This is a genomic window from Mycobacterium europaeum, assembly GCF_034555895.2.
GTDB classification, from domain to species: Bacteria; Actinomycetota; Actinomycetes; order Mycobacteriales; family Mycobacteriaceae; genus Mycobacterium; species Mycobacterium europaeum.
Genome location: NZ_CP157315.1, coordinates 3,948,936 through 3,971,667 on the forward strand (window position 1 = coordinate 3,948,936; position 22,732 = coordinate 3,971,667).

The following is a 22,732-nucleotide window of genomic DNA, read 5'->3' on the forward strand; positions in this document are numbered from 1 at the left end:
GGGTAACCATGATGGGTCCGGCGGGCGAGAAGGGGGGCACGGCGATAACCGTTCTCTACGAACGAGCCAGCAACTGGGTGATCGGCTCCGATCCCGGTCTGCTTCGGCTGCGGATGGCGACGCGGACGACGGCCGCGCTCGGCTGTTCGCTGCTGGCCCTTTATGTCCTGACCCGGGCGACGGGGCAACCCCTGACCGTCGCCCTGCTGGGCGTCGTCATCACGATGGTCGCGTCGCGCTCCGTCAACGAGCCGGACCCGCGCCAGCAGCGGATCACGATGGCGCTGCTGCCGGTGCCCGCCGCCGTGGCCATCACCGCGGCCGCGGTGCTCGCGTCCCATCGGGTGGTCAGCGACGCGGTGTTCGTGGTGGTGGTGTTCGCCGCGGCCTACGTCCGCCGCTTCGGGGCCCGCGGCCGGGCGCTGGGCATGGTCGCCTTCATGTCCTACTTCTTCACGTTGTATCTGCGGGCGCGGATCTCGGAGCTGCCGTGGATGATCGGAGCGGTCGCGGTGGGCACGGTGTGCACGTTCGTGATGACCACCTATGTCATGCCCGATCGGCCGGAGCGGGTGCTGCGCGCGACCGTCCGGGCGTTGCGGGCGAGGATGGCGATCGTCGTCGACACGACGGCCGAAGCGGTGCATACCGGCCGGCTCGACGAACGACGCCGGCGTCGGATGCGGGCGCGCACCTTGCGGCTCAACGAGACCGCCCTGATGGTGCAGAGCCAGATCGAGGACAAGGCCGACCCCGCCACGCTGTGGCCGGGCGTCACCGCCGAACAGCTGGCCCCGTGGCTGCTGGACGCCGAGCTGGCCATCGAGTGGGTGGCCACGGCCGGCCGGCGGGCCGCCGCGCTGGCGTCGGAGAACCCGGGCGCCATACCCGCCCGCACGCGGGCCGCGCTCGTCGACGCGCTCTCCACGTTGGGGCGGGCCATCCGCCTCCCCGAGCCCGACGGCCTGCGGCGGGCCGCCGACCAAGCGCAGCGGCTGCTGGACGAGCAGTGCCGCCCGGCGGTCTCCGCGGACGACGACCCCGGTGAGGCCGCCGTGCGCCGCCTCGCCCTGGCGATAGTCAACGCCGCCACGGCGACGTCGGACGTGCGGGCCATCGTCGACCGGGCCGCCACCCATGGCCCCCTGGGGAGCGCGGACAGCGAGCGGCCGCCCGCGTCCGGCGGCGCGCCCGCCGACGAGCCGACCGAAGAAGCGCAGCCGGCGGGCCTGCGACCGACCACCCGGCAGGCCGTCCAGGTCAGCGTCGCCGCGTCGCTGGCCATCGTCGCCGGCGAGCTGGTGTCACCGGCCCGCTGGTATTGGGCGGTGATCGCCGCGTTCGTCATCTTCGCCGGCACGAACTCGTGGGGCGAGACCTTGACCAAGGGCTGGCAGCGCCTGCTCGGCACCCTGCTCGGCGTGCCGTGCGGCGTGCTGGTGGCCACGCTGCTGGCCGGCGACAAGACCGCCGCGCTCGCCGGGATCTTCGTGTGCCTGTTCTGCGCCTTCTATTTCATGACGGTCACCTACAGCCTGATGACGTTCTGGATCACCACGATGCTGGCGTTGTTGTATGGCCTGCTTGGCCAATTCTCTTTCGGCGTACTGATGTTGCGGATCGAGGAGACGGCGATCGGCGCGGTCATCGGGGCCACCGTGGCCATCGTGGTGCTGCCGACGCACACCAGAGCCGCGATCCGCGACGACACCCGCACCTTTCTGGCCGGCCTGTCGGTGCTGATCGACGTGTCCACCGCGGCCATGTTCGGCGAAGGCGAGAGCGTGAGCCCGTCCGAGCAGGCGCGCCAGGTGGACCGGGACCTGCAGCAGTTCCGGGTCACCGCCAAGCCGCTGCTGGCGGGCGTGGCCGGCCTGGCCGGGCGGCGCAGCATTCGCCGTGCGCTGCGGATCTTCGCCGCGTGCGACCGGTACGGCCGCAGCCTGGCGCGCAGCAGCGAGCAATACCAGGACCGGGAGGGCTCGCAACCCGTGGAACTGGCTCAGGCCATTTCCGCGGCCGCCGCGCAGACACGGCGCAACATCGACGCGCTGTCCGCCGCCATCGGCACCGGCCGCGGGCCGACCGTGATCTCGGCGGCCGACGACCTCGATACCGCCGAAACCCTGGCGCGCCAGCGCGACGGATCGGCGCATCAGCCGCCGCCGGACACCCGGCGACTCCTCACCGCGGTGCATGCGCTGCGCCAGATCGAGCGGGCGGTGGTCACCGCGGCCACCAACCTCGGCGGCCGCGAAACCGCCGGCGCCGAATTCCACACTGACGGATTTCAGAGGCCGGGCAGGCACGCGGGGAAATAGCGGGGCCCGGTCGGAGGAGCGGGCCGTCGCCATCCGGTGATTCTCACGGAGGCTTCTTTTCTTCGAGGCCCGGCTTTAGGGTGCTGGCAGTAGGGCGCGCGGGCTTTGCTACCGATCCCGATGGGCACGTCTGCAGGAGAACTCCGATGGCCACTCCGAACCTCCCGCCGGGCTTTGATTTCACCGACCCCGACATCTACGCCCACCGGCTGCCGGTGCAGGAGTTCGCCGAACTGCGCGCCACGGAACCGATCTGGTGGAACGAGCAGGCGCCCGGTGCGGGTGGGTTCGGCGACGGCGGCTACTGGGTGGTGACCAAGCACCGCGACGTCCGCGATGTCTCGCTGCGCAGCGATGTCTTCTCCTCGGCGGCCAAGTCGATCGTGCCGCGCTACCAAGAAGAACTGGCCGCCGGTCAGATCGAGGCGGGCCGGGCGTCGATGATCATGATGGACGATCCCGAGCACAGCCGGCTGCGCAAGATCGTCTCACGGGCCTTCACACCCCGCGCGGTCGATCGGCTGCGCGCCGAACTCGCCGAGCGGGCTCGGCGCATCGTGACCGACGCCGCGGCGGCCGGTTCCGGCGACTTCGTCCGCCAGGTCGCCTGCGAGCTACCGCTGCAGGCCATCTCGGGGTTGTTGGGAGTTCCGCAGGAGGACTACGACAAGCTGTTCGACTGGACCAACAACATGATCGGCAGCGACGACCCGGAGTTCGCCGGCAACGACGCGCTCACCTCCGCGGGCGAATTGATGTGGTATGCAATGCAATTAGCGGCTCGCAAGCGTGACGAGCCCGGGGACGACATCGTCACCACGCTGATCCGGGCCGACGCCGAGGGCCAGCACCTGTCGGAGGCGGAGTTCGGCATGTTCGTCGTCACGCTGGCCGTCGCCGGAAACGAGACCACCCGCAACTCCATCACGCAGGGAATGATGGCCTTCACCGATCACCCGGCGCAGTGGGAGTTGTTCAAGGCGCACCGCCCCAAGACCGCGGCCGACGAGATAATCCGTTGGGCGACACCGATCACGGCGTTTCAGCGCACCGCGTGCGAGGACACCGAACTCGGCGGGGTCCGGATCGGCAAGGGGCAGCGCGTGGTGCTGTTCTACCGCTCGGCGAACTTCGACGAAGAGGTCTTCGACGACCCGGATGCCTTCGACGTGTTGCGCAGCCTGAACCCGCACGTCGGTTTCGGCGGGACCGGGGCGCACTACTGCATCGGCGCGAACCTGGCGCGCATGACGATCGACCTGATGTTCAACGCGCTCGCCGATCACGTGCCCGACCTGACTCCGCTGGCGGATCCGCAGCGGCTGCGGTCGTCGTTCATCAACGGCATCAAGCACTGGCAGGTCGATTACCGGGGCGCGCGAACGCCCGCTCCCCACTAGCCGGCCGACGCCCGGGTGTCCGCGGCCGCCGGCGCGGGAACGTCTCTGATCGCCCGCAGCCGAATGCGGGCGCCGCGATGCGGCACCAGCACAACGAACTTCAGCTGCTGTCGTTCGCCGGCTGCGGCGGTGGTGTCCAGCTCGGCGCGGCGCAGGATCTCGCGCAACACCACGCGCATCTCGACCAGGGCGAAGCCGGCGCCCAGACAGCGGCGGTTGCCGCCCCCGAACGGGAACCAGGTCGTGGGGCTCAGCGTGGCGCCCAGCATCCGGTCCGGATCGAAACGGTGGGGATCCGGGTACAGGGAGGCACTGGTGTGCACCAAGCCGATTCCGGGCGCCACCATCACCCCGGCCGGCAGCCGGTACCCGGCCACGTCGGCCGGTTGGGTGAGCACCCGCCCCACGTCGAAGACCACCGGACGAATCCGCAGGGTCTCCTTCACCAGCGCGTCGAGATACTCGTCGCCGGCCGGATCACCCGCGGCGCTGGCCTCGGCGGCGGTCACCGCCTTGGCCAACACGGCCGGGTGACGGGTCAACCGCTCGAGCGCCCAGGACAACCCGTTCGCGGTGGTGTCGTGCCCGGCCACCAGCAGCGTCATCAGCTGATCCCGCAGCTCGTGGTCGGACATCGTGCGCCCGCCGTCGTCGGCGCGGACGAGCATGGCCAGCACGTCGGTGCGAGCGGCCAGGTCCGGGTCAATGCGGCGCTCAGCGATCTCCGCGTAGAGCAGGCGGTCGGCCTCGGCCATGCGCCGGCGCAGCCCACGCCAGGGGAGGTGGCGCTGCAGTTCCGGCTTCGCCAGCGCCAGCGTCGCCCACGGACCCACGCTGAGCAGCCGCGGCATGATCGCCCGCAGTGCCGCGAGCCGGGCCGGGTCGGTGGCGCCGATGACCGTCCGCAGGATCACCTCGAGCGTGATCTCCGACATCTTGGGCGCGGCGGCGAAGCTCCTGCCCACCGGCCACCCCGCGATGTTCGCCGCCGCGATCTCGGCCATCACCCCGGCTTGGCGTGCGACGGCGTCGCGATGGAACGGCGGCAGCATCAGCCGGCGGCGGTCTCGATGGACGTCTTCATCGATCACCAGAAGAGAGGTGTCGCCGAGCAGCCCGCTCAGGATCGAGTTCGCTTCGCCGGCGTGGAAGACGTGGGGGTCGCCGGCGAACACCGTCTTGATGTCGGCCGGGTCGGCCAGATACACCAGCGTGCCCATGCCCGCGATGCGCAGCGTGAACACGTTCCCGTAGCGGCGCCGGCAGGCGTCGACGAAATGCGACCCACGGTGCAGCATCAAGGCGGCCTGTACCGCGCGGGGCAGCCGTGGCCCCGGCGGAAGCACCACACCCGCGGTCTTGGGCATTGCCGCAATTTTACGACCGGCGGCCGCGGTGCGGCGAAGCCGATTTTCGGCGCCTCAGGTCACAGACGCGCCTGCGCGCTCCCCGTTTCGTGACGGTCGCCGCTCGCGATGAAGTCCTCGATCAGCTCCACCACCTGGTTGGGCGCCTCGACCTGTGCGAAGTGGCCGACGTCGGGCAGGATTTCCAGCCGGGCGTCGGTACGGGCCTCGTGGGCGGCGTATGCGTGATCGACGGGAATGATGCCGTCGCGCTCCCCCCAGATGGCCATGACGGGGAGGTCCTCCCGCAGCCGCAGCCTGCTGAGCGCGCTGACCGCCTGCCCGCGGTAGTCGACCACCGAGCGCAGCGTCCGGAGAAACGACTGGCGCGTCTCGCCATCCGACAGCGAGGAGTAGGCGCTCCAGATCTCGGCGCCGCGCGGCGACTGGATGCCGGCGCTGCGCAACCAGGACCGGAGCCGGTTGCCGACGGACAGCACGGGCTTCGGCGCGATGATCGGCAGCACCAGCTCGGCCCCGGGCGCCGACAGCAGCCGCAGCACCCAGCCGACGTCGGGGCCCAGGCCGCCGCTGCTGATCAGGATCAGCCGCTTGGCGTAGTCGGGGTGCTGGTAGACGAACTGCATCGCGACCCCGCCGCCGAGCGATTGACCGACCAGGGTGGCCTGGCTGACGCCGAGTTCGTCGAGCAGGTCGCGCAGCCACACCGCGAACGCGCCCAGCGAATAGTCCGTGCGGGGTTTCGCCGATTCGCCGTGGCCCAGCAGGTCCGGGGCGATGACCCGGAATTTCTTCGAGAGCGGCGGTATCACCGATCGCCACGTCTCCGAACTGCCCGCCATGCCGTGGATGAGCAGGAGCACCTCACCGTCACCCTCGTCGCGGTAGGCGACCCGATCGCCGTGCAGCTCGAGGAACTTCAACTCACTCATGGCCCCGGTGTACCCGCTCTGGCGCTGTTTAGGGACCCGCACGGGGCAAATCGTGACGGAAAACGCTTCCGGCCCCCACAGTGCCGGACACCTCAGCGATGATCTAGTCCATGACAGAACCGGTCGCGGCCCGCGTGGCCGTCTACCTCGACTTCGACAACATCGTGATCTCGCGATACGACCAGGTCCATGGCCGCAGCTCGTTCCAGCGGGACAAGGCCAAGGGTCTCGAGCAGTATGCCGAGCGGCTGGACCGCGCCACCGTCGACGTCGGGGCGATCCTCGACTTCGCGTCGTCGTTCGGGACCCTGGTGCTCACCCGCGCCTATGCGGACTGGTCGGCGGACATCAACGCCGGATACCGGGGGCAGCTGGTGGCCCGCGCGGTCGACCTGGTGCAACTGTTTCCCGCCGCGGCCTACGGCAAGAACGGCGCCGATATCCGGCTGGCCGTCGACGCGGTCGAAGACATGTTCCGGCTGCCCGACCTCACCCATGTGGTGATCGTGGCCGGCGACTCCGACTACATCCCGCTGGCCCAGCGCTGCAAGCGGCTGGGCCGGTACGTGGTGGGCATCGGGGTGGCCGGCGCGTCGAGCCGGGCGCTGGCCGCGGCCTGCGACGAGTTCGTCATCTACGACTCGCTGCCCGGGGTGCCGGCGCTCGAACCGGAGCCCGCGGCCGACGACGCCGCTGCCGGGGCGAAGTCACCCAAGCGCCGGGCCGGCCGCGCCAAGGAGGCTCAGTCCGGGGAACCGGAACCACCCGATCCACAGGCCGGCGCCACGGCGCTGCTGACGCGCGCGCTGCAGATCGGCCTGGACAAGGACGACGCCGACTGGCTGCACAACTCCGCGGTGAAGGCACAGATGAAGCGGATGGATCCGTCGTTCAGCGAAAGGTCTTTGGGCTTCCGGTCATTCAGCGACTTCCTGCGTTCGCGCTCCGACGTGGTGGAGTTGGACGAGACGTCGACGACGCGTATGGTCCGGCTTCGTGCGCCAGCGTGAAATCCTCTCGGGGCCCCACTGGCTCACCCGCAACGTTCGGGTGCTCTCCGCGGTGTCGTTCTTGCAGGACGCCGCCAGCGAGCTGTTGTATCCGCTGTTGCCGATCTACCTGACGGCGGTGCTGGGAGCTCCGCCGTCGGTGGTGGGAGCCGTCGAGGGTGTGGCCGAGGGTGCGGCGTCGGTGACCAAACTCGCCTCGGGCCCGCTCAGCGATCGGTTTGCGCGACGCCCGTTGATCGCCGCCGGGTACGGCATGGCGGCGCTCGGGAAGGTGATCATCGCGGTGGCCTCGGCGTGGCCGGGTGTGCTGGCGGGTCGCGTCGTCGATCGGCTGGGCAAGGGCGTGCGCGGCGCACCACGCGATGCGCTGCTGGTCGACGACGTGGACGACGCGCTGCGCGGCCGGGTTTTCGGCTTCCACCGCGCGATGGACACCCTCGGTGCCGTCGCCGGTCCGCTGCTCGGGTTGGTGGGCTACGAGCTGCTGGACCACCGCATCGCGCCGCTGCTGTATGTCGCCATCGTGCCCGCGGTGCTCAGCGTGGCGCTCGTCTGCCTGGTGCGCGAGCGGGGCCGCGGCGCGCCGCGAGCGCAGCGGCCGTCCATGTGGGCCGGTGTGCGCTCGCTGCCGCGACCGTACTGGCGGGTGACCGCGCTGCTCGTGGTCTTCAGTGTGGTGAATTTCCCCGATGCCCTGTTGCTGTTGCGGCTCAACGAGATCGGCTTCTCGGTGGTGGAGGTGATCCTCGCATACATCGGATACAACGCGGTCTATGCCCTGGCCAGCTACCCGGCCGGATCGCTGGCCGACCGCATCGGCAGGCCGGCGTTGTTCGGCCTGGGCCTGACCTTCTTCGCGGTGGGCTACATCGGGCTGGGGCTGACCACCGACATCGTGACGGCCTGGCTGCTGATCGGCGCCTACGGATTGTTCACCGGGTGCACCGACGGCGTCGGGAAGGCCTGGATCTCGGGCCTGGTCGATCAGCCGCATCAGGCCAGCGCGCAGGGCGTGTTCCAGGGCGCCATCGGGCTGGGCGTCCTGGTGGCGGGCTTGTGGGCGGGCCTGCTGTGGGGTCCGAACGGCCAACTGCCACTGCTCATTTCGGGAATCACCGGTGGCGTGTTCGCGGTCGTGCTGGTCGGCGGCCGGCTGGTCCGCCGCCGGCTCGGGTAGCCGCCGCCGGCGTGGCCACACATCGGTTCCCTTCTGTATGGCGTTGTCCCCGGGAATGGCCGCGGCCGCCCAGCAACGTCGTTGACAGCTCCCCGGCCCGGCCATACATTGTGTGAAAGTTGTCCCGCGCCGGTTCGGGCAACCTCGAGGAGACCGTCATGACCGTCGGTACCGCTCCCACAAGCATTTTCGATGCCGATCTGCCGGCGCTGGCGTACGGCCCCGAGGAAGCCCCGGCCGAGGTCTACCCCCGGCTCCAGGAGGCGCAACGACGCGCGCCCGTCGCCCTCGGGCCGCACGGACCCGAAGTCCTCTCCTACCACCTCGTCCGCGCCGTGCTGCGCGATCCGCGCTTCCAGATCCCGCCCGGCATCAACCTGCTCGTCCAGGGCGTCACGTCGGGTCCGCTGTGGGACAAGGTGGTCAACAGCCTGTTGTGCCTGGAAGGCGACGCACACCACCGGCTGCGCAGCCTGACCGCCAAGGCGTTCACGCCCCGCGCGACGCTGCGGCTGCACGACACCATGGCCGCGGTGATGAACGAGCTGATTGATGGCGTCATCGACGCGGGCCGCTGTGACGTCGTCACCGACCTCGCCCGCCCTTACCCGGTCCCGATCATCTGCGCGTTGCTCGGCGCACCACGCGAGGATTGGCAACAGTTCTCGTTGTGGGCCGACGACGTCTTCAAGGCGTTCAGCTTCAATGTGGACCTCCGGGAGGTCGAGCCCGTCGTCATGCGGGCCTGGGGGCAGCTCGACGACTACGTCGATGAGATGGTCGCCCGGCGGCGGCACAGCCTCACCGACGACCTGCTCTCCGACCTGATTCGCGCCGAGGACCCGACTTTCCCGGGCGACCGCCTCAACAGCGCCGAGTTGCGGATGCTCGCGGGCGGCCTGCTCCTGGCGGGGACGGACACCACGCGGAACCAGGTGGCCGCGTCGGTGCACGTCCTCTGCGAGCACCCCGAGCAGTGGGGCCTGCTCCAGGCCCAGCCCGAACTGGCGATGCGCGCCGTCGAGGAGACCATGCGCCACTCGCCGATCGCGTGCGGGACCCTTCGGCTAGTGGCCGAGGACGCCGAGCTGGACGGCTACCTATTTCCCGCCGGCACGATGGTGCTGGTGAACACCGCCGCGGCCAACCGCGACCCGGCCGTCTACGAGGACCCGGACCGGGTCGACATCACGCGTGCGGGGGCGCCGCCCATCTTGACCTTCGGCGGCGGTGTGCACTACTGCCTGGGGGCCAACCTGGCCCGGCGCGAGATCGCCGAGGCCCTGAACGTCATCGCCGCCCGCCTGCTCAACCCGCGCACCGCCGGGCCGGTTCCGTGGAAACCGATGGTGAGCCTGAGCGGCCCGAAGAGCCTGCCCATCGAGTTCGACCGGTAACCGGCTGGTGGCGGTCGGCGCGCCCGGTGTGACGAAGACCGCCTGACACAAGTCGCGGCCGACCCCGGCCCGCCTTACGCTCGTTGGTTACACGAACTTAACGGGGGTTTTCGATGCGGGCAGTTCCGGGGCACAGCGCGCCCACATTCGGGCGCGCCCTCGTCGCGTCGGTCATCTGCATGGCCGTGGCGTCCTGCTCGGCAACGGCGTCCCCGCCCGCGGCGGCGCCGACGACCTCGACGTCGTCGGCAAAGAAGGCCGTTAGCCCGGCCCCCGCTCCGGCCCAGATCACCGGCCCGTTGGAGAAGGATTGGAAAAGCTACGGCGGAACGGCGTACTTCGGTTGCCCGGAGAAACTCTCGGTCAGCAAATCCGCACTCGAGGAGATCCGCCCCAAAATCTTTGACCCGAAGACCGGGCAATACGTCGCGCCGGCCGTCCCGGCGGTGGCCGCCGGCGAGAACCTCACCGGCGCCATCTGCGCGCTGACGGGCACGCCGGACGACATGAAAGTCGTCTACCTCGTCACGACCGTCAAACCCGGGCCGGCGCAACAACCCGAAGCCACCAAGACCACGGCATACACCTTCGACTTCAAGGCGGCCCAGCCGCTGGCGACGAAGGAGCTGCAACCGCCGGCGCCGGACCTGAAGATGACCGCCGCCAAGGACTGGGGCCTGGCCTCCACCGCGTCGGGCGTGGCGTGGATCAACGCCTTCACCGACGGGCACGCCCCCGCGTCACCTCCCCGGACGGTGCTCCTTTCCGGCGCCGATTTGTCGATGCCGTGGAATGACCCGCAGGCCGGACGCGTCTGGCAGGACGTCCTCGCGTTCCAGCGCAATACCGATCCCGCCAAGACATCGGGCGCCGAACTGCGCCGGCCCAGCGGAGAGCCGATCTACCAGGACAACGACATCCGGAGTGTGGACGCCGAGTTATCCGACGGCCCGGACAAACTCGTGAAGATCACCCACTCGGATTCCTCTAACCCCCCGGTGCTGTCGACGATGTTCTACGACCTGAACGCGAAGTCCGTCATCAAGATCGGTGACTCCGACCGCATTCCCGGTGGCGGGCTGTCCGCGACGCTGTCCGACGGGAAATTGTTTGTCGATGGCCACGATTCGGACAACTCCCCGTTCGGCTTCGGGGTGTGGAACCTGCGCAGCCAGCAATGGGATCTGCTGAAGAGCCGAGACGAGGTCAAGCGGATGTCCATTGCCAAGATGGCCTTCTTCGAAGACCACCTCTACATCACCAACGTCGGCAACACGTTCACCGTGCTGGCGTTGCCTGCCACCGATCCGATCGCGACCACCTGGTCGGTCCGGCCCTTCGCACGGATATCGGGCTGGACCCTGGTGTGCCGCGGCGAGAATGCCGCGGCCCTGGGCGGCGATTGCAAGGACATCGTGATGGTGCAAGACCAGGACGGCCACTTCCCCGGCCCGTGGACCTGAGACCCCGCCGGGATCCCCTATCAAGTGGCGGGCGCAGAGACTGGGTCTCCACCGCGCTGATCTCCTGGAACGGCGTTCCCCTGTACACGTCGAAGTGCCCTACCGGATAGCGGTGCGGTTCAACGCTTTTCATCGTCACGACGCAGTCAGCGTGGCTTGGAATTTCTGCTGGTGACTCTTCTCGTCGCCGGCGATTTCCCGGAACAGGTTGGCGGCCTGAGCATTTCCCGCCTGATCGGCCTGACGGGCGTAGTCAGGATACATGACGTCCGCCTCGTGCTGCTCACCGTTGATCGCGTCTTGCAGGTTGGCGTTGGTGTCGGTGGCCACCAGCCCCGCCAGGGTGGCCAGCATCGCGAAATGCTCGTTCAATTCGACGTCGGCGGTGTTGGTGAACAGCTGCGCCACAGCAGGGTTTCCGGCTCTTCGCGCCTGATCGGCGTAACGCATGTACTTGGCGTACGCGAACGCCTCGCCCTGCATCGCCGTGCGCAGGTTCGCCAGCGTGACGCCGGACGACCGTGGGGGCCCGGCCACGATAGCCACCGGTGGCGGCGTTGGGCCGGCGGGTACCGACGCGCCACTGCCCGGGCTGTTTACCGCGTTGAGTGCGGCCTGAAAGTCCTTGAGGTGAGCTGCCTCGTCGGTGCCGAGTTCGCTGAAGGCGGCCGCCGCGGCCGGGTCATTGTCGGCGGTGGCCTGCTCGGCGAAACCCGGGTACATGGTGGTGGCCTCGTTGCTCTCGCCGTTGATCGCGTCGCCCAGGTTGGCCGCGATGTCGCTGCCCAGGCCGACCAGATCAGCCTCGCGCGCAAAGTGATCCATGTGCTCGGTTTGGGCGGCGTCGGTGAAGTCCTGCGCGGCCCGGGCCCGCCCTGCCTGCTTCGCCTGAGCGGCGTACGCAAGATACTTAGCATGGGCTAACGCCTCACCGTGCATGGCTGACAACGCATTCGATCGGGTGGAATCGGCTCGCGCGGAGGTGGACGGTGCTGCCGTCGGCGCCGGATGGCTCGAGCATGCCGCCACCAGCAGCGCGGCCGCGCACACCACAACCAACGACCACTTGGACTGAGACATGGTTAACCCCGCAGTTGATGTGCCAATCGTCTTGCCATTGGACAGACGGTAACGGTGTGCGGCAGGCCGGCCCTAGAGGCGGAAGTCCCGCAATCGGTGATGGCGACTGCTTGGATGCGGGCCGGCGCCGAAAGCGGCTCCCGCGTCGATTGAGCCGAGGTACCGTGTCGATCATGCGCGCTAGCTCGGCGCGGTCGCGGGCGCAACTGCTGCTCGACCAACTGCGCGACGAGCGCGGTCGGCGGGTCGTGCTGGTGTCGCACTGCCTGCTCAACGAGAACACGCGTTACGCCGGCGGTGCCACCCGGCCGGGGGCGGTGCCGGAGGCGGTCGAGGAGCTGATCGGCGCGGGTTACGGAATCCACCAGCTGCCCTGCCCGGAGCGGCTGGCCTGGGGTGGGGTGCTCAAGCCGCACAGCCTGCCCCTGTACCACTCCAAGGGGGGATTGCTGTACCCGTTGCGCGGTCTGTTGCTACGCGGGTTCGTGTTCTGGACCCGCCTGGTCTACAGGCGGTTGGCGCGGCAGGTCGCCCGCGAGGTTGCCGACTACCAGCGGTCCGGGATCGCGGTCGCCGGCATCGTCGGTATCGGCGCCTCGCCGTCGTGTGGGGTGACCACGACGCTGGATATGCGGGCCTCGCTGGAGGTGGTCGCGGCCTGTCCTGCCGCCGCCCTCACTCGCGACGTCATGAACGAGCGCGCCGTGCTCGGGTGCCGCCGCGAGGGCGAGGGCCTGTTCATCGCCGCGCTGGGCCGAGCGTTGCGCAGGCGCGGGTTGGCGGTTCCGGCGTTCGAGCACGACCTCACCGCGGAGCTTCACGGTGCGCGGCAGAAGCCGCTCGCCGCGGGCGCCGTGCGGACCCTGGGCGAGAGCCGCAACCGCGAGACCCGTTCCACCGGCACCGGAAGCCACTAACCGGCCTGCGGATTCCCCGGCCGGTGCCCGATCGGCGCGCGCGCCCGCAAATCATCCGCCAAACCGCTTGCTCTCTGTACCCTACGGGGGTATCGTCATACGCATGGAAGCAGCGAGATCGTGCTGCTGCAAATCCACCGGTTGCACCCGTGGTGGTGAGGCCGATCGCGCCGCCGGCCGAAGCCCGTAAATGAGTCGTTTCCAAGTGATTACGAGACTCATTGTCAGTATGGCGATCCTCCTCGGCGCCGGCGTGGAGTTCGCGCCAGTGGCCGGCAGCGACCCCAACCCGTTCAGCAACCTGAGCTGTCATTGCCAGTCGCCGCCCGGTGTCAGTTCTGATGTCCGCGGTCAAATCGCCCGGGGAATCGACGATGGCCTTTCTCGACTGCATGCCCGTGAAGGCGGCTAGCGATGCAGACGACTCAAGCCCTGTGGGTTAGACGCGCCACATTCGGCGTTGCGCACAACCGAGAACGGAGGCTGTGATGACATCTCGAGCGAGGACGGGCATCGTGCTGTTCTGCGGTGCGACGGTGCTGACTTTGGCGGCGGGCTTCGGCGTCGGCGAATTGCTCGGCGACACAACCACACCGATGGCCACCCCGACGTCTACCGTAACGCCGGCACCGCCGGCCACAGCCGGTCAGGGAGCCCCCGCAACCAGTGAGCCCACCCGTGACTTCACCGGTCCCGGCGGCGACCAGGGTTGCATTCCCCATATCAACTGCTAGGCCCCCGCTGGGCCGTTGGCGCGCCGCGCCACGCGTGGCCTATTGGCGCCCGAGCGCACTCGGGCGCAGGCGGGTCGAGTCGCTAGAAGAGGTGGGGAGTGCTTCTGTGATGTCGGTGGTCGTAGTGCACGACCGCCCCGACCACGCCGGCCCCTACGCCGACGCAGGACAGCAACGCGGCGACCGCCACCATCGCCCAGCCGGCGTGGCCGGTGCCGGCCGCGAACAAGGCCATCGGCAGTGCCACGAAAGCAAGGAGTGCGGACAGCCACCCGGTCCAGGCGGCGAACCTGTTGAGCATCATGATCGACCCTCCTCAGCCGTCAGTCACGATCATCGTCCTTGTCTTGACCGGCCGGCAAGGTGCCAAATGCCGGGAAATCCTCATCGAGGTGTACCTCGGCCGTTGGGCGGTCGGGCTGGATGACAGCCAGCGCCTCACCCTTCTTTCCGCTCAAGGTCTCGCTGCGGGCCGCGCCCCTCGGCGACAGATCATCAGGCTCGACGGCCATGTGTTTGACGAAGTAAGGGTAATAGTCTGGTGCACACTGTCTCTCGGTTGCATCGCGACTTGCATTCACTATTGATCGCGTCGCCACGCAAACGAATTCGATCACATTAATCCCGGCTTCATGTGCCGGCGCCAGCTTTACTTCGACGATCAGGGTAGGACGAGAAGGGATGCATCGATGACGATCGGAACAAAGATCGCCATCGGCGTGGCCAGCCCCGCCCATGACCAGGAGATCACCGGGGCCATGATGGAGTAGGCCGGTGACTCCACGCCATTGAGCGCGGAAAGTGTCGACGCCCTGACCCGACGCAACCGCGGAACCGTTACCGCCCAAAACCATTCGGGCGGCGGCGCCGAGGTCACCGTCAGATTGCGTGGCGCGTCCGCGTAGCGCCGCGAGGCTTCGATCGGACGGACGAGCCCGCTTGGCACCACCCGGCCTATTATCTAGTATCTATTTATGGATGCAGGTAAGCGGACACGCCCTATCGGCGACAGCCTGGTGGCCGTGGCGTTCCGCATGCCTGGCCGACGGTGAGCTCTCGGTCAACGAATTGGCCGACCTGTTGGCAATCCGGTGTTGACCACCGACCGCCACCGAACACGACGGGCAGGGCAGCGATGACCAGCGAAAGCACCGACCAGCATCACCACGAACACGGCCACGAACACGAACACGACCACGACCACGACCACGGACACGACCACGAACATCCCAAAGGAATCCGCGGCTTCGTGACGCAGCTTTTCGCCCCGCACAGCCACGACGCAGCCGACAGCCTCGACTCCGCACTGGAAACCAGCGCCGTAGGCATCCGGGCGGTCAAGATCAGCCTGATCGCGCTGGGTGCGACCGCGATGGTGCAGGTGGTGATAGCGGTCATCTCCGGATCGATCGCGCTGGCCGCCGACACGATCCACAACTTCTCGGATGCCCTGACCGCGGTGCCGCTGTGGATCGCATTCGCGTTGGGCAGGCGCGCGGCGACGCGGCGCTACACCTACGGCTACGGCCGCGCCGAAGACCTCGCCGGCTTGTTCGTCATCGGCATGATCACCTTGTCCGCGATCATCGCCGGCTACGAAGCCATCCGACGGCTTATCCATCCCATTGCCATCGGCCATATCGGCTGGGTCGCCGCCGCCGGCTTGATCGGCTTCCTCGGCAACGAACTCGTCGCCGTGTACCGGATCCGGACCGGTCGCCAGATCGGCTCGGCCGCCCTGGTCGCCGATGGCTTGCACGCACGCACCGACGGATTCACCTCGCTCGCCGTGCTTTTCGGGGCCGGCGGCGTTGCCCTCGGTTACCCGCTAGCCGACCCGATCGTCGGCCTTGTCATCACCGTGGCGATCCTGGCCGTGCTGCGAACCGCGGTGCGCGACATCTTCCACCGGCTCATGGATGCGGTGGAGCCAGATCTCATCGACACCGCCGAAGCATCTCTGGCTGCCAGACCGGGCGTCCGCAGCGTACGCAGTATCCGGATGCGCTGGATCGGGCACCGCCTGCACGCGGATGCAGAGCTGGACATCGACCCCAACGTCAGTCTCGAAGACGCCCACCGCATCGCCCACGACGCCGAGCACCAGCTCGCACACGACGTTCCCAGGCTGAACAGCGCTCTCGTGCACGCTTACCCCGCACACCGGGGCGACGCACGCCCGTAATCGGTACGGGCTCTATCGCGCCTGACGGTCGATTCGTCCCATTTGCTGGGCGCTGCTTGACCTTTCGTCTACGCGAGACCTCTGCCAGCTTGGAGCCACCTACGCGATCGCGCGGCCGGCAAGAGAAATTCCAATAGTTTCATCGTGGCTTCATGTGCCGGCGATAGCGTCGCTGACACCACGACGACCACGACGAAAGGGGCGCCGGGAAGGTCGAAAAGGAGACCAACGAAGGCGCCGCCTATTACGGCGTGCTCGCCACGAAAGGCGACGGCACTCGGGTGCAAGTGCACTTGGACCAGAGTTTCCACTTCCTGGGCAACGAAGCGCCCGATAACGACTGACGTCGCGGTCTCACCTCGGGCGGTTGCCGGTCCAGGCGCGGCAGCCCGCGACTGGTGCGCTACTCCGGGATACCGGTGTGCCCCTACTCGGCGTTATCAGGCGTCGATTACCAGGCGTTCGCCTTTGGCCCGGGAGACGCAGACCAGCATTTCGCCGTCGCCCTCCAGGGCACGGCCGTGGCGATCCACCTGCCCCGCAAGCACTTTCACCTTGCAGGTGCCACAGAAACCTTGCTGGCACGAGTATGCTGCCGCCGGATCGGCGTCGAGCATGACGGCGAGCGCCGACCGGTTCGCCGGGACGGCGAGCACGCGCCCCGACCTGGCGAGTTCGAGCTCGAAGGGGGCTCCGCCGACGACGGGCGGCGGCCCGAAACGTTCGTAGTGCAGCGGCGCGTCGGCGTGTTCATCGCGCGCCCTGCGCACCGATTCGAGCATCGCGGTCGGCCCGCACACGTACACGGCTGTCGCCGGCCCGGCGTCGGCCAGCAGTTCCTCGACGGTGGGCATGCGGCCGCGCTCGTCGTCGGCCCACACGGTGACCCGGTCGGGCGCGACCGCCAGCAACTCGTCGAGCAGCGGCATGAACTCCCTGCTGCGGCCGCAATACACGGCCCGCCAATCGATTCCGCGTTGCTGGGCGAGCCGGATCATGGGCAGGATCGGCGTCACGCCGATGCCGCCGACCACGAACAACACCTCGCGCTCGTCGGTGACGAGATAGAAGGCGTTGCGCGGACCGTCGAACTCCACGGTGTCCCCGACGGCGAAGGTGTCGTGCATTTCGATCGAACCGCCGCCCCCGTCGGCGATCCGGCGCACCGCGATGCGGTAGTCGGTGCGCCGCCCGGGCGGCCCGCACAGGGAGTACTGGCGGCGGCGGCCCGACGCCAACCGGACGTCGATGTGCGCGCCGGGGGTCCACGACGGCAGCAACCCGCCCCGGGCGTCGGCGAGGGTCAGCGCGACCACGTCGGGCGTGAGGAGTTCACGCTTGGTGACCACCGCGGTGTTGGTCCGCCGCACCGGCACCACCCTCGAGGGAGTCCACCGCGACGCCGACGCCAACCCGCCGAACAGCGTGCCCACCCCCCACAACGCCGTGTAGAGGCGATCGCGCCTGCGCCGACCGTAGAGGTCGGCGGGCCTGCTACTCCAAATCGCTTGTGCCACAGCCAATGTCCTATGCCTGTCGGATGTCGGTGCCGGTGACCTGACTGACCCACTCGCTCGTCAGCTTGGCAATCACACCGGGGTGGGAGGACACCACCCAGTGTCCCCCTTCGATTTCGACGACCCTGCCGTGCGGCGGTATCGCCCCGGTGAACCGCTGCAGGGGCGGTGAGACGAAATAGTCCTTCCTCGCCACCAGCACCTGCACTGGGACGGCCGTCTGCGGCAGCTGCTTCGGCGGAGCCAGAAACGGCGCCGGCATGTTGGCGCGGTAGAGGTTGAGACCGTTGACATAGTCGCGGATCGACCGGGTGGTCGCCGCGCGCCCGCGGCCCGTGCCGCGCGGGCGTCCGATCAGTTCGACCCCCGCGAAGACCGCCACCGTCGCGCGGGACCAGATCGACAGCTCCGGCACCCCCGGGCACAGGAAGAACCAGATGTAGGACGACGCCAAAGCCTGCTTGAGGACGTCGAGCACCCCACGGGGTGTGCGCGCGGACCGCAGGAACCTGCCCGCGTAGTTCAGGTGCGGGCCGGAGATCGACGTGAACGAGGCGACCTTGCGCATCACCGTGTCGTCGGTGACCGCGGCCCAGGCCTGGATGGAACCCCAGTCGTGAGCCACCAGGTGCACCGTGCCCACCCCGAGGCTGTCGATCACCGCGCCGATGTCGGAAACCAGTTGCGGCAGGCGGTATCCCGAGCGCCGCCGCGGCTTCGACGACTCACCGGCCCCGCGCACATCGTAGGCCACGACGTTGAACCGCCCGCCGAGTTCGTCGGCGACCGCGTCCCACACGTGGTGGTTGTCCGGGTAGCCGTGGATCGCCAAGATCGTCGGGCGCCCCGCATCGATCTCCGAGTGGGCGTGGACGGCCAGCGACACACCGTCGGAGGCGATCACGGTGCTGGATCGAGTCATCTCTCGCATGCCCTCAGTGCGCCGCGCGCGCCGCGGGCGATCGGGCCAGGTAGTCGACCGCGCGACCCACCCCGCCCAGCTTGGACGGATGGAAACTCGGCAGGTAGTAGGCGCCGATCACCCGCAGGAACTGGAACGGTCCGGGCACCAGGCCCCGGCGCGCCGCGCCGAAGTAGTCGCGCCAGCGTGGCTTGGTACCCGGCGGCAGGTGCGGGTCGACCGAGTACATGAACCGCACGCCGCGGACGAACAACCACAGCAGCGCCGGCGTCACCAACAGCTGGGTGCGCACCTGGCGCCAATACCCGGCGCCCAGGTGCTTCATGGTGTCGAAAGCGACCGCCTTGTGTTCGACCTCTTCCGCGCCGTGCCAGCGCAGCAGGTCCAGCATCACCGGGTCGGTGCCGAAGGCGTCGTGTTGCGGGGTGTCCAGGATCCATTCGCCCAGGATGGCGGTGTAGTGCTCGAGGGCCGCCACCATCGACACCCGCTCGAGCAGCCAGCTCTGCCGCCGCCGCCGACCCCAACCGGGCCGGTCGCCGATCAGTTGGGAGAACAGCCAGGCCATCTGGTCGGTGAACGGCGTGACGTCCACGCCCTTGGCCGCGAAGTGGTCCAGCACCCCCGAATGCGCCTGGGAATGCATGGCCTCCTGGCTGATGAAACCCTGCACGTCCAGCCGCAACTGATCGTCTTTGATCAGCGGCAGCGTGTTCTTGAACGCGTCGACGATGAACTCCTCGCCGGCGGGCAGCAGCAGGTGCAGCACGTTGCAGAAGTGGGTGGTGAAGGGCTCGCCCGGCACGTAGTAGAACGGCAGCGCCGCCCAGTCGAAGTCGACGTCACGCGCCTGCAGGACGATGCGCTCGTGGTCGAGCGACGCGTGATGCGGACCCGTGGCCTGGTCATCGACGGTGAACATGGTGGACCCCCTAGGTGGTTCGCGGCTAGGCGCTGCGTGCCTGGTCTTCAGCCTCCGTGATCAGGCGCTCGCTACGCAAGAACCGGACGAGGTTGTCGACCGTCTGGGTCAGCGCGGGTTCACGCAGGCGGACGTCGGCCAGCGCGCGCGCACGCTGGTACTGGGTGTTGCCGTAGCGCTTGTCCCGCATCGCCGCGATCTTGTCCGCCGAGCGGGTCAGGAAGTCGACCAGCGGGTAGATCGGGTCCCGCGGCGTGCACCGACGGTTCATCTCAGCGGCGAACGATCCGATGTCGTGGTAGTCGAAGCGGTAGCCGTAGCGCTCCGACAACACCCGGGTGATGTCGGTCAGGTTGTAGTAGTCGTCGGCGGTCATGTTGAACACGGTCCCAGCCTCGGCCGGCAGGTCCATCAGCGCCACGATGTGGTCGGCGATCAGGTCCGCCGGCAGCAGGCTGAGCTGGTTGAGCGCGTCGGCGGCGACGCCGTGCTCGATCATGAACGCCACGGTGCGCACCAGGATGTCGTCCTGGCTGCCGAAACCCGCGCCGGTCGGCGAGATCAGCGAGGGCCGGAAGATGCGCACGTCCAGCCCTTGCCGCCGGGCGGCGAACGCCAGCTGCTCGGCGACCCACTTGGTCTGCGAATAGCCGAAGTCCAGGGCGTTCATCTCCAGGTTCGCGTCGGACTCCCCGACCACCGGCTTGACGCTCCACCCGTAGATGAAGGTGCTGGACACCAGGTGGAAGGTCTTGCGGTGCCCCGTCATGGCCAGCCGCAGCAGCTCGTGCGTCCCGGCCACGTTGGCGGGTCGCAGGGCGTCGTAGGTGCGCACGTAGTTGACGAGGGCGCCGTTGTGGACGACGGCGTCGACGCTGTCGGCCAGCCGCCGGAACCCGGCCTCGCCCAAGCCCAGCTGCGGCTCGGCGAGGTCGCCGCAGACCACCCGCACCCGCTCCCGGGCCTGCGCTTCCAGCGCCGGAGACCACAGCCGGGCCTTGCGCAGCGACGCGACGATCCGGTCGAGCCCGTGCCCGGAGTCGGTCGCGCGCACCAGCGCGTGCACGGTGTAGGAGGTCCGGCCGAGCAGGCTGGCGATCAGGAACGGCCCCAGGAATCCCGTCGCCCCCGTCAATAGGATGTCGCTGACGGCACCCGGCCGCGCGGGCGGCAGCGCCGGCAGGGGAAGCCGGGCGTCGGCCCGCATCCGGGCGACCTCGTAGGCCTCGTACTCGGCCGAAATCTGGTCCAGCGCCTGACGCAGCGCCTCCACCGGCTGCCCGGATCCCTCGCCGAACTGCCGGATCAGCCGGAAGAACTCGGCCACCGTCAGCCGCTGCAGCAGGCGCGTGTTGACGTCCTCGGTCAACTCCCCGGCGCCGTGCTCTTCCAGCAGGGCCTGCAGGTCCGCGCGGAGCTCGGCCAGCGCCAACGAGTCGATGCCGAGGTCCGCGAAGGAGCAGTCCTCGTCGCCGGTGAGGTCGTAGCTCTCGATCAGGTTGCGGAACCGATCCAGCGGGCCCGCACTGTCGTCGTGCGTCGCGTCGTGGGGCTGGTGGGTGTAGGTGGCCAGCACAGGCAGCTCGCCGTCCAGCCAGAGCTGGCGCGTGGACGCGCGCCTGATCTTCCCCGAGGTGGTCTTCGGGATGCTGTGCGAAGGCACGAACACGATGGTGTGCGGGTCGATGTGGCCGTGCCGGCGGATGGCCCGCGCCAGCGCCTTGCCGTCCGGCAGCGTCTGCGCGTCGCGGACCTCGGCCACCACGGTCAGCACTTCCTGGTCGTCGTGCTCCACCGCGAAGGCGGCGACGCAGCCGCCGCGGACCTGCGGGGCCGACCGCTCCACGATGCCCTCGATGTCCGAGGGGTAGCAGTTGACGCCGCGCACGATGATGAGGTCCTTGCTGCGGCCGCAGACGAACAGCTCGCCCTCGTACAGGAAGCCGAGGTCGCCGGTGCGCAGATAGGTGTGCGCGTCGTCGCCGGGGATGCGGGCGGCGAAGGCCTCCGCCGTCAGCTCGGGGCGGTTCCAGTAGCCAGCCCCCTTGGAGGGCCCGTCCAGCCATACCTCGCCGACCCGCCCCTCGCCGAGCGCCTGCCGGGACTCCGGGTCGACGATGCGGACCACGTTGCCCTCGATCGGCTTGCCGCAGCTCACCACCGGGGCCTGGTTGCTGTTCTCGGGCTGGGCCTTCTCGACCCGCGCGTGGTTCCTCTCCAGCGCGCGCTTGTTCAGGGCCAGCGTCTGTCGTCCGCGAAGCGAGACGATCAGCGTGTTCTCCGCCATGCCGTAGGCGCCCGTGAGGGCGTTGGGCTCCAGGCCGTAGGGGGCGAAGCGCTGCCGGAAGCGCGCGAAGGTGCTGGCGCGCAGCGGTTCCGCGCCGACGACGATGCTCTCCAGGCTGCTGAGGTCGATCCCGGCGAGCTCGGACGTGGGCAGCTTGTCCTCGCGCAGGCACAACTCGAGGGCGAAGTTGGGCACCGGCGTGTGGGTGGCGCGCACGTCGCTGATCAGGCGCAGCCACGCCGACGGGCGTTTGAGGAAGTCCAGCGGCGACATCGCGTGCGTGGTCCCGCCGACCAGCAGGATGAACAGGTAGGCGGAGATCAGGCCCATGTCGTGGTGCTGGGGCAGCCAGCTGACCAGCACCTCGCCGCCGCCAAAGGCCGACGCGTTGGCGATGACGTTGGCGTGGCTGACCACCACGCCCTTGGGGTCGCTGGTGGAGCCGGACGTGTACTGCAGGAAGAGCACCGGTCCGGGCGTGTCGGGCACGGGCGTGCCACCGAAGTCCTGCGTGCCGTCGGTGCCGAACCAGGGCAGTTCCGGCGGGCGTTGCGCGTCCTGCCACGGCGACCCGCCGTCGAGGTGGTTGAGCAGCAGGCGGTAGTCGTACTCGAACTGCTTGGTCGACAGCACCGCCTTGGCCTGGCAATCGCGCGCGATGAAGGCCAGTTTGGCCAACCCCGACTCGAACGACATCGGCAGCGGGGGACTGACGGGCACGGCGATCACCCCGAGGCGGGCGCACGCATAGAACGCCGCGATCATCTCCAGGCCGGGCGGGTAGACCAGCAGCGCACGATCCCCCGGTCGCAACCCGGCCTCCGCCGACAGGTAGGCGGCCAGCTCGCGCGTCCGCTCGGCGAAGCTCTGGTACGTGTAGTGCTCCTGCTCGCGACCGTCGGCGTCGACGAACCGGAAGAGGGTCTTGTCCGGGGTCAGCGCTTCCCGCATGTGCAGGTGATCAATGAGCGTCTCCATCGCAGGAGCCACCCCCTTCCGGGTTCATTATGAGCGATAAGGGCTTGCGTACCAATGGATAATGTCAATGTAGCGCCGCTAAAGGACACTCGGCAAAGCAAGTTGGCGCATTATTGGCGGTCC

General features: G+C 68.9%; 20 protein-coding genes. 10 read left to right on the forward strand and 10 right to left on the reverse strand.

Annotation, left to right across the window (positions count from 1 at the left end; all coding sequences use genetic code 11):
* The first annotated feature begins 77 nt into the window (after positions 1-77).
* Positions 78-2,321 (forward strand): FUSC family protein, encoded by a 2,244-nt coding sequence (locus tag U8D42_RS18150; RefSeq protein WP_322858720.1) that lies wholly within the window; start codon positions 78-80, stop codon positions 2,319-2,321.
* Positions 2,322-2,467: 146 nt separating this feature from the next.
* Positions 2,468-3,721 carry a cytochrome P450 gene (locus tag U8D42_RS18155; protein WP_322858719.1) on the forward strand — a complete coding sequence of 418 codons (1,254 nt, stop codon included), beginning with the start codon at positions 2,468-2,470 and terminating at the stop codon, positions 3,719-3,721.
* On the opposite strand, the gene U8D42_RS18160 is transcribed toward U8D42_RS18155, so the two are convergent.
* Complete coding sequence (locus tag U8D42_RS18160; RefSeq protein WP_322858718.1) at positions 3,718-5,088, reverse strand: cytochrome P450; 1,371 nt, start codon at positions 5,086-5,088, stop codon at positions 3,718-3,720. The genes U8D42_RS18155 and U8D42_RS18160 overlap by 4 nt on opposite strands.
* Before the next feature lie 59 nt (positions 5,089-5,147).
* Complete coding sequence (locus U8D42_RS18165; protein ID WP_322858717.1) at positions 5,148-6,020, reverse strand: alpha/beta fold hydrolase; 873 nt, start codon at positions 6,018-6,020, stop codon at positions 5,148-5,150.
* Positions 6,021-6,130: 110 nt separating this feature from the next.
* Here U8D42_RS18165 and U8D42_RS18170 point away from each other — a divergent pair, with 110 nt between their 5' ends.
* The 4 genes from U8D42_RS18170 to U8D42_RS18185 all read left to right on the forward strand — a co-directional run bounded on the left by U8D42_RS18170 (position 6,131) and on the right by U8D42_RS18185 (position 11,067).
* Entirely contained in the window at positions 6,131-7,030 is a 900-nt protein-coding gene (locus U8D42_RS18170; protein WP_085240586.1) for an NYN domain-containing protein, read from the forward strand.
* The gene (locus U8D42_RS18175; protein WP_431523788.1) at positions 7,017-8,207 is read left to right on the forward strand and encodes an MFS transporter; all 1,191 of its coding nucleotides are present in this window, start codon (positions 7,017-7,019) and stop codon (positions 8,205-8,207) included. Before U8D42_RS18170 ends, U8D42_RS18175 begins: the two co-directional genes overlap by 14 nt.
* A gap of 158 nt (positions 8,208-8,365) precedes the next feature.
* Positions 8,366-9,604: a cytochrome P450 gene (locus U8D42_RS18180; RefSeq protein WP_322858716.1), complete on the forward strand. Its 1,239-nt coding sequence runs from the start codon at positions 8,366-8,368 to the stop codon at positions 9,602-9,604.
* A gap of 113 nt (positions 9,605-9,717) precedes the next feature.
* Entirely contained in the window at positions 9,718-11,067 is a 1,350-nt protein-coding gene (locus tag U8D42_RS18185; RefSeq protein WP_322858715.1) for a hypothetical protein, read from the forward strand.
* 135 nt (positions 11,068-11,202) lie between these two features.
* On the opposite strand, the gene U8D42_RS18190 is transcribed toward U8D42_RS18185, so the two are convergent.
* Entirely contained in the window at positions 11,203-12,147 is a 945-nt protein-coding gene (locus U8D42_RS18190) for a ferritin family protein (protein ID WP_322858714.1), read from the reverse strand.
* Between the two features lie 173 nt (positions 12,148-12,320).
* Here U8D42_RS18190 and U8D42_RS18195 point away from each other — a divergent pair, with 173 nt between their 5' ends.
* The 3 genes from U8D42_RS18195 (at position 12,321) to U8D42_RS18205 (ending at position 13,798) form a co-directional block, all read left to right on the forward strand.
* The gene (locus tag U8D42_RS18195) at positions 12,321-13,064 is read left to right on the forward strand and encodes a hypothetical protein (protein ID WP_158089963.1); all 744 of its coding nucleotides are present in this window, start codon (positions 12,321-12,323) and stop codon (positions 13,062-13,064) included.
* 229 nt (positions 13,065-13,293) lie between these two features.
* A complete protein-coding gene (locus tag U8D42_RS18200; protein WP_249025861.1) occupies positions 13,294-13,476 on the forward strand; it encodes a hypothetical protein in 183 nt (60 codons plus the stop codon).
* A 76-nt stretch (positions 13,477-13,552) separates the two neighbouring features.
* Positions 13,553-13,798: a hypothetical protein gene (locus U8D42_RS18205; protein WP_141659179.1), complete on the forward strand. Its 246-nt coding sequence runs from the start codon at positions 13,553-13,555 to the stop codon at positions 13,796-13,798.
* Between the two features lie 82 nt (positions 13,799-13,880).
* On the opposite strand, the gene U8D42_RS18210 is transcribed toward U8D42_RS18205, so the two are convergent.
* The 3 genes from U8D42_RS18210 to U8D42_RS18220 all read right to left on the reverse strand — a co-directional run bounded on the left by U8D42_RS18210 (position 13,881) and on the right by U8D42_RS18220 (position 14,747).
* Positions 13,881-14,102 (reverse strand): hypothetical protein, encoded by a 222-nt coding sequence (locus tag U8D42_RS18210; RefSeq protein WP_085240590.1) that lies wholly within the window; start codon positions 14,100-14,102, stop codon positions 13,881-13,883.
* A gap of 19 nt (positions 14,103-14,121) precedes the next feature.
* Positions 14,122-14,310, reverse strand: coding sequence for a hypothetical protein (locus tag U8D42_RS18215; RefSeq protein WP_322858713.1), 189 nt, complete (start codon positions 14,308-14,310; stop codon positions 14,122-14,124).
* A 149-nt stretch (positions 14,311-14,459) separates the two neighbouring features.
* Positions 14,460-14,747, reverse strand: a complete 288-nt coding sequence (locus U8D42_RS18220; protein WP_322858712.1) for a hypothetical protein — start codon at positions 14,745-14,747, stop codon at positions 14,460-14,462.
* A 186-nt stretch (positions 14,748-14,933) separates the two neighbouring features.
* On the opposite strand from U8D42_RS18220, the gene U8D42_RS18225 reads away from it, so the two are divergent.
* On the forward strand, positions 14,934-15,983 hold the full coding sequence (locus U8D42_RS18225; RefSeq protein WP_322858711.1) for a cation diffusion facilitator family transporter: 1,050 nt from the start codon (positions 14,934-14,936) through the stop codon (positions 15,981-15,983).
* Positions 15,984-16,423: 440 nt separating this feature from the next.
* Here U8D42_RS18225 and U8D42_RS18235 read toward each other — a convergent pair whose 3' ends face one another.
* Genes U8D42_RS18235 through U8D42_RS18250 form a run of 4 tightly spaced genes read right to left on the reverse strand, consistent with a single transcriptional unit; the run spans position 16,424 to position 22,609 of the window.
* A complete protein-coding gene (locus U8D42_RS18235; protein WP_322858710.1) occupies positions 16,424-17,506 on the reverse strand; it encodes a PDR/VanB family oxidoreductase in 1,083 nt (360 codons plus the stop codon).
* A gap of 4 nt (positions 17,507-17,510) precedes the next feature.
* A complete protein-coding gene (locus U8D42_RS18240; RefSeq protein ID WP_431523789.1) occupies positions 17,511-18,431 on the reverse strand; it encodes an alpha/beta fold hydrolase in 921 nt (306 codons plus the stop codon).
* Between the two features lie 4 nt (positions 18,432-18,435).
* Entirely contained in the window at positions 18,436-19,344 is a 909-nt protein-coding gene (locus tag U8D42_RS18245; protein WP_322858708.1) for a metal-dependent hydrolase, read from the reverse strand.
* Positions 19,345-19,369: 25 nt separating this feature from the next.
* Entirely contained in the window at positions 19,370-22,609 is a 3,240-nt protein-coding gene (locus tag U8D42_RS18250; RefSeq protein ID WP_322858707.1) for a thioester reductase domain-containing protein, read from the reverse strand.
* Positions 22,610-22,732 lie beyond the last annotated feature (123 nt).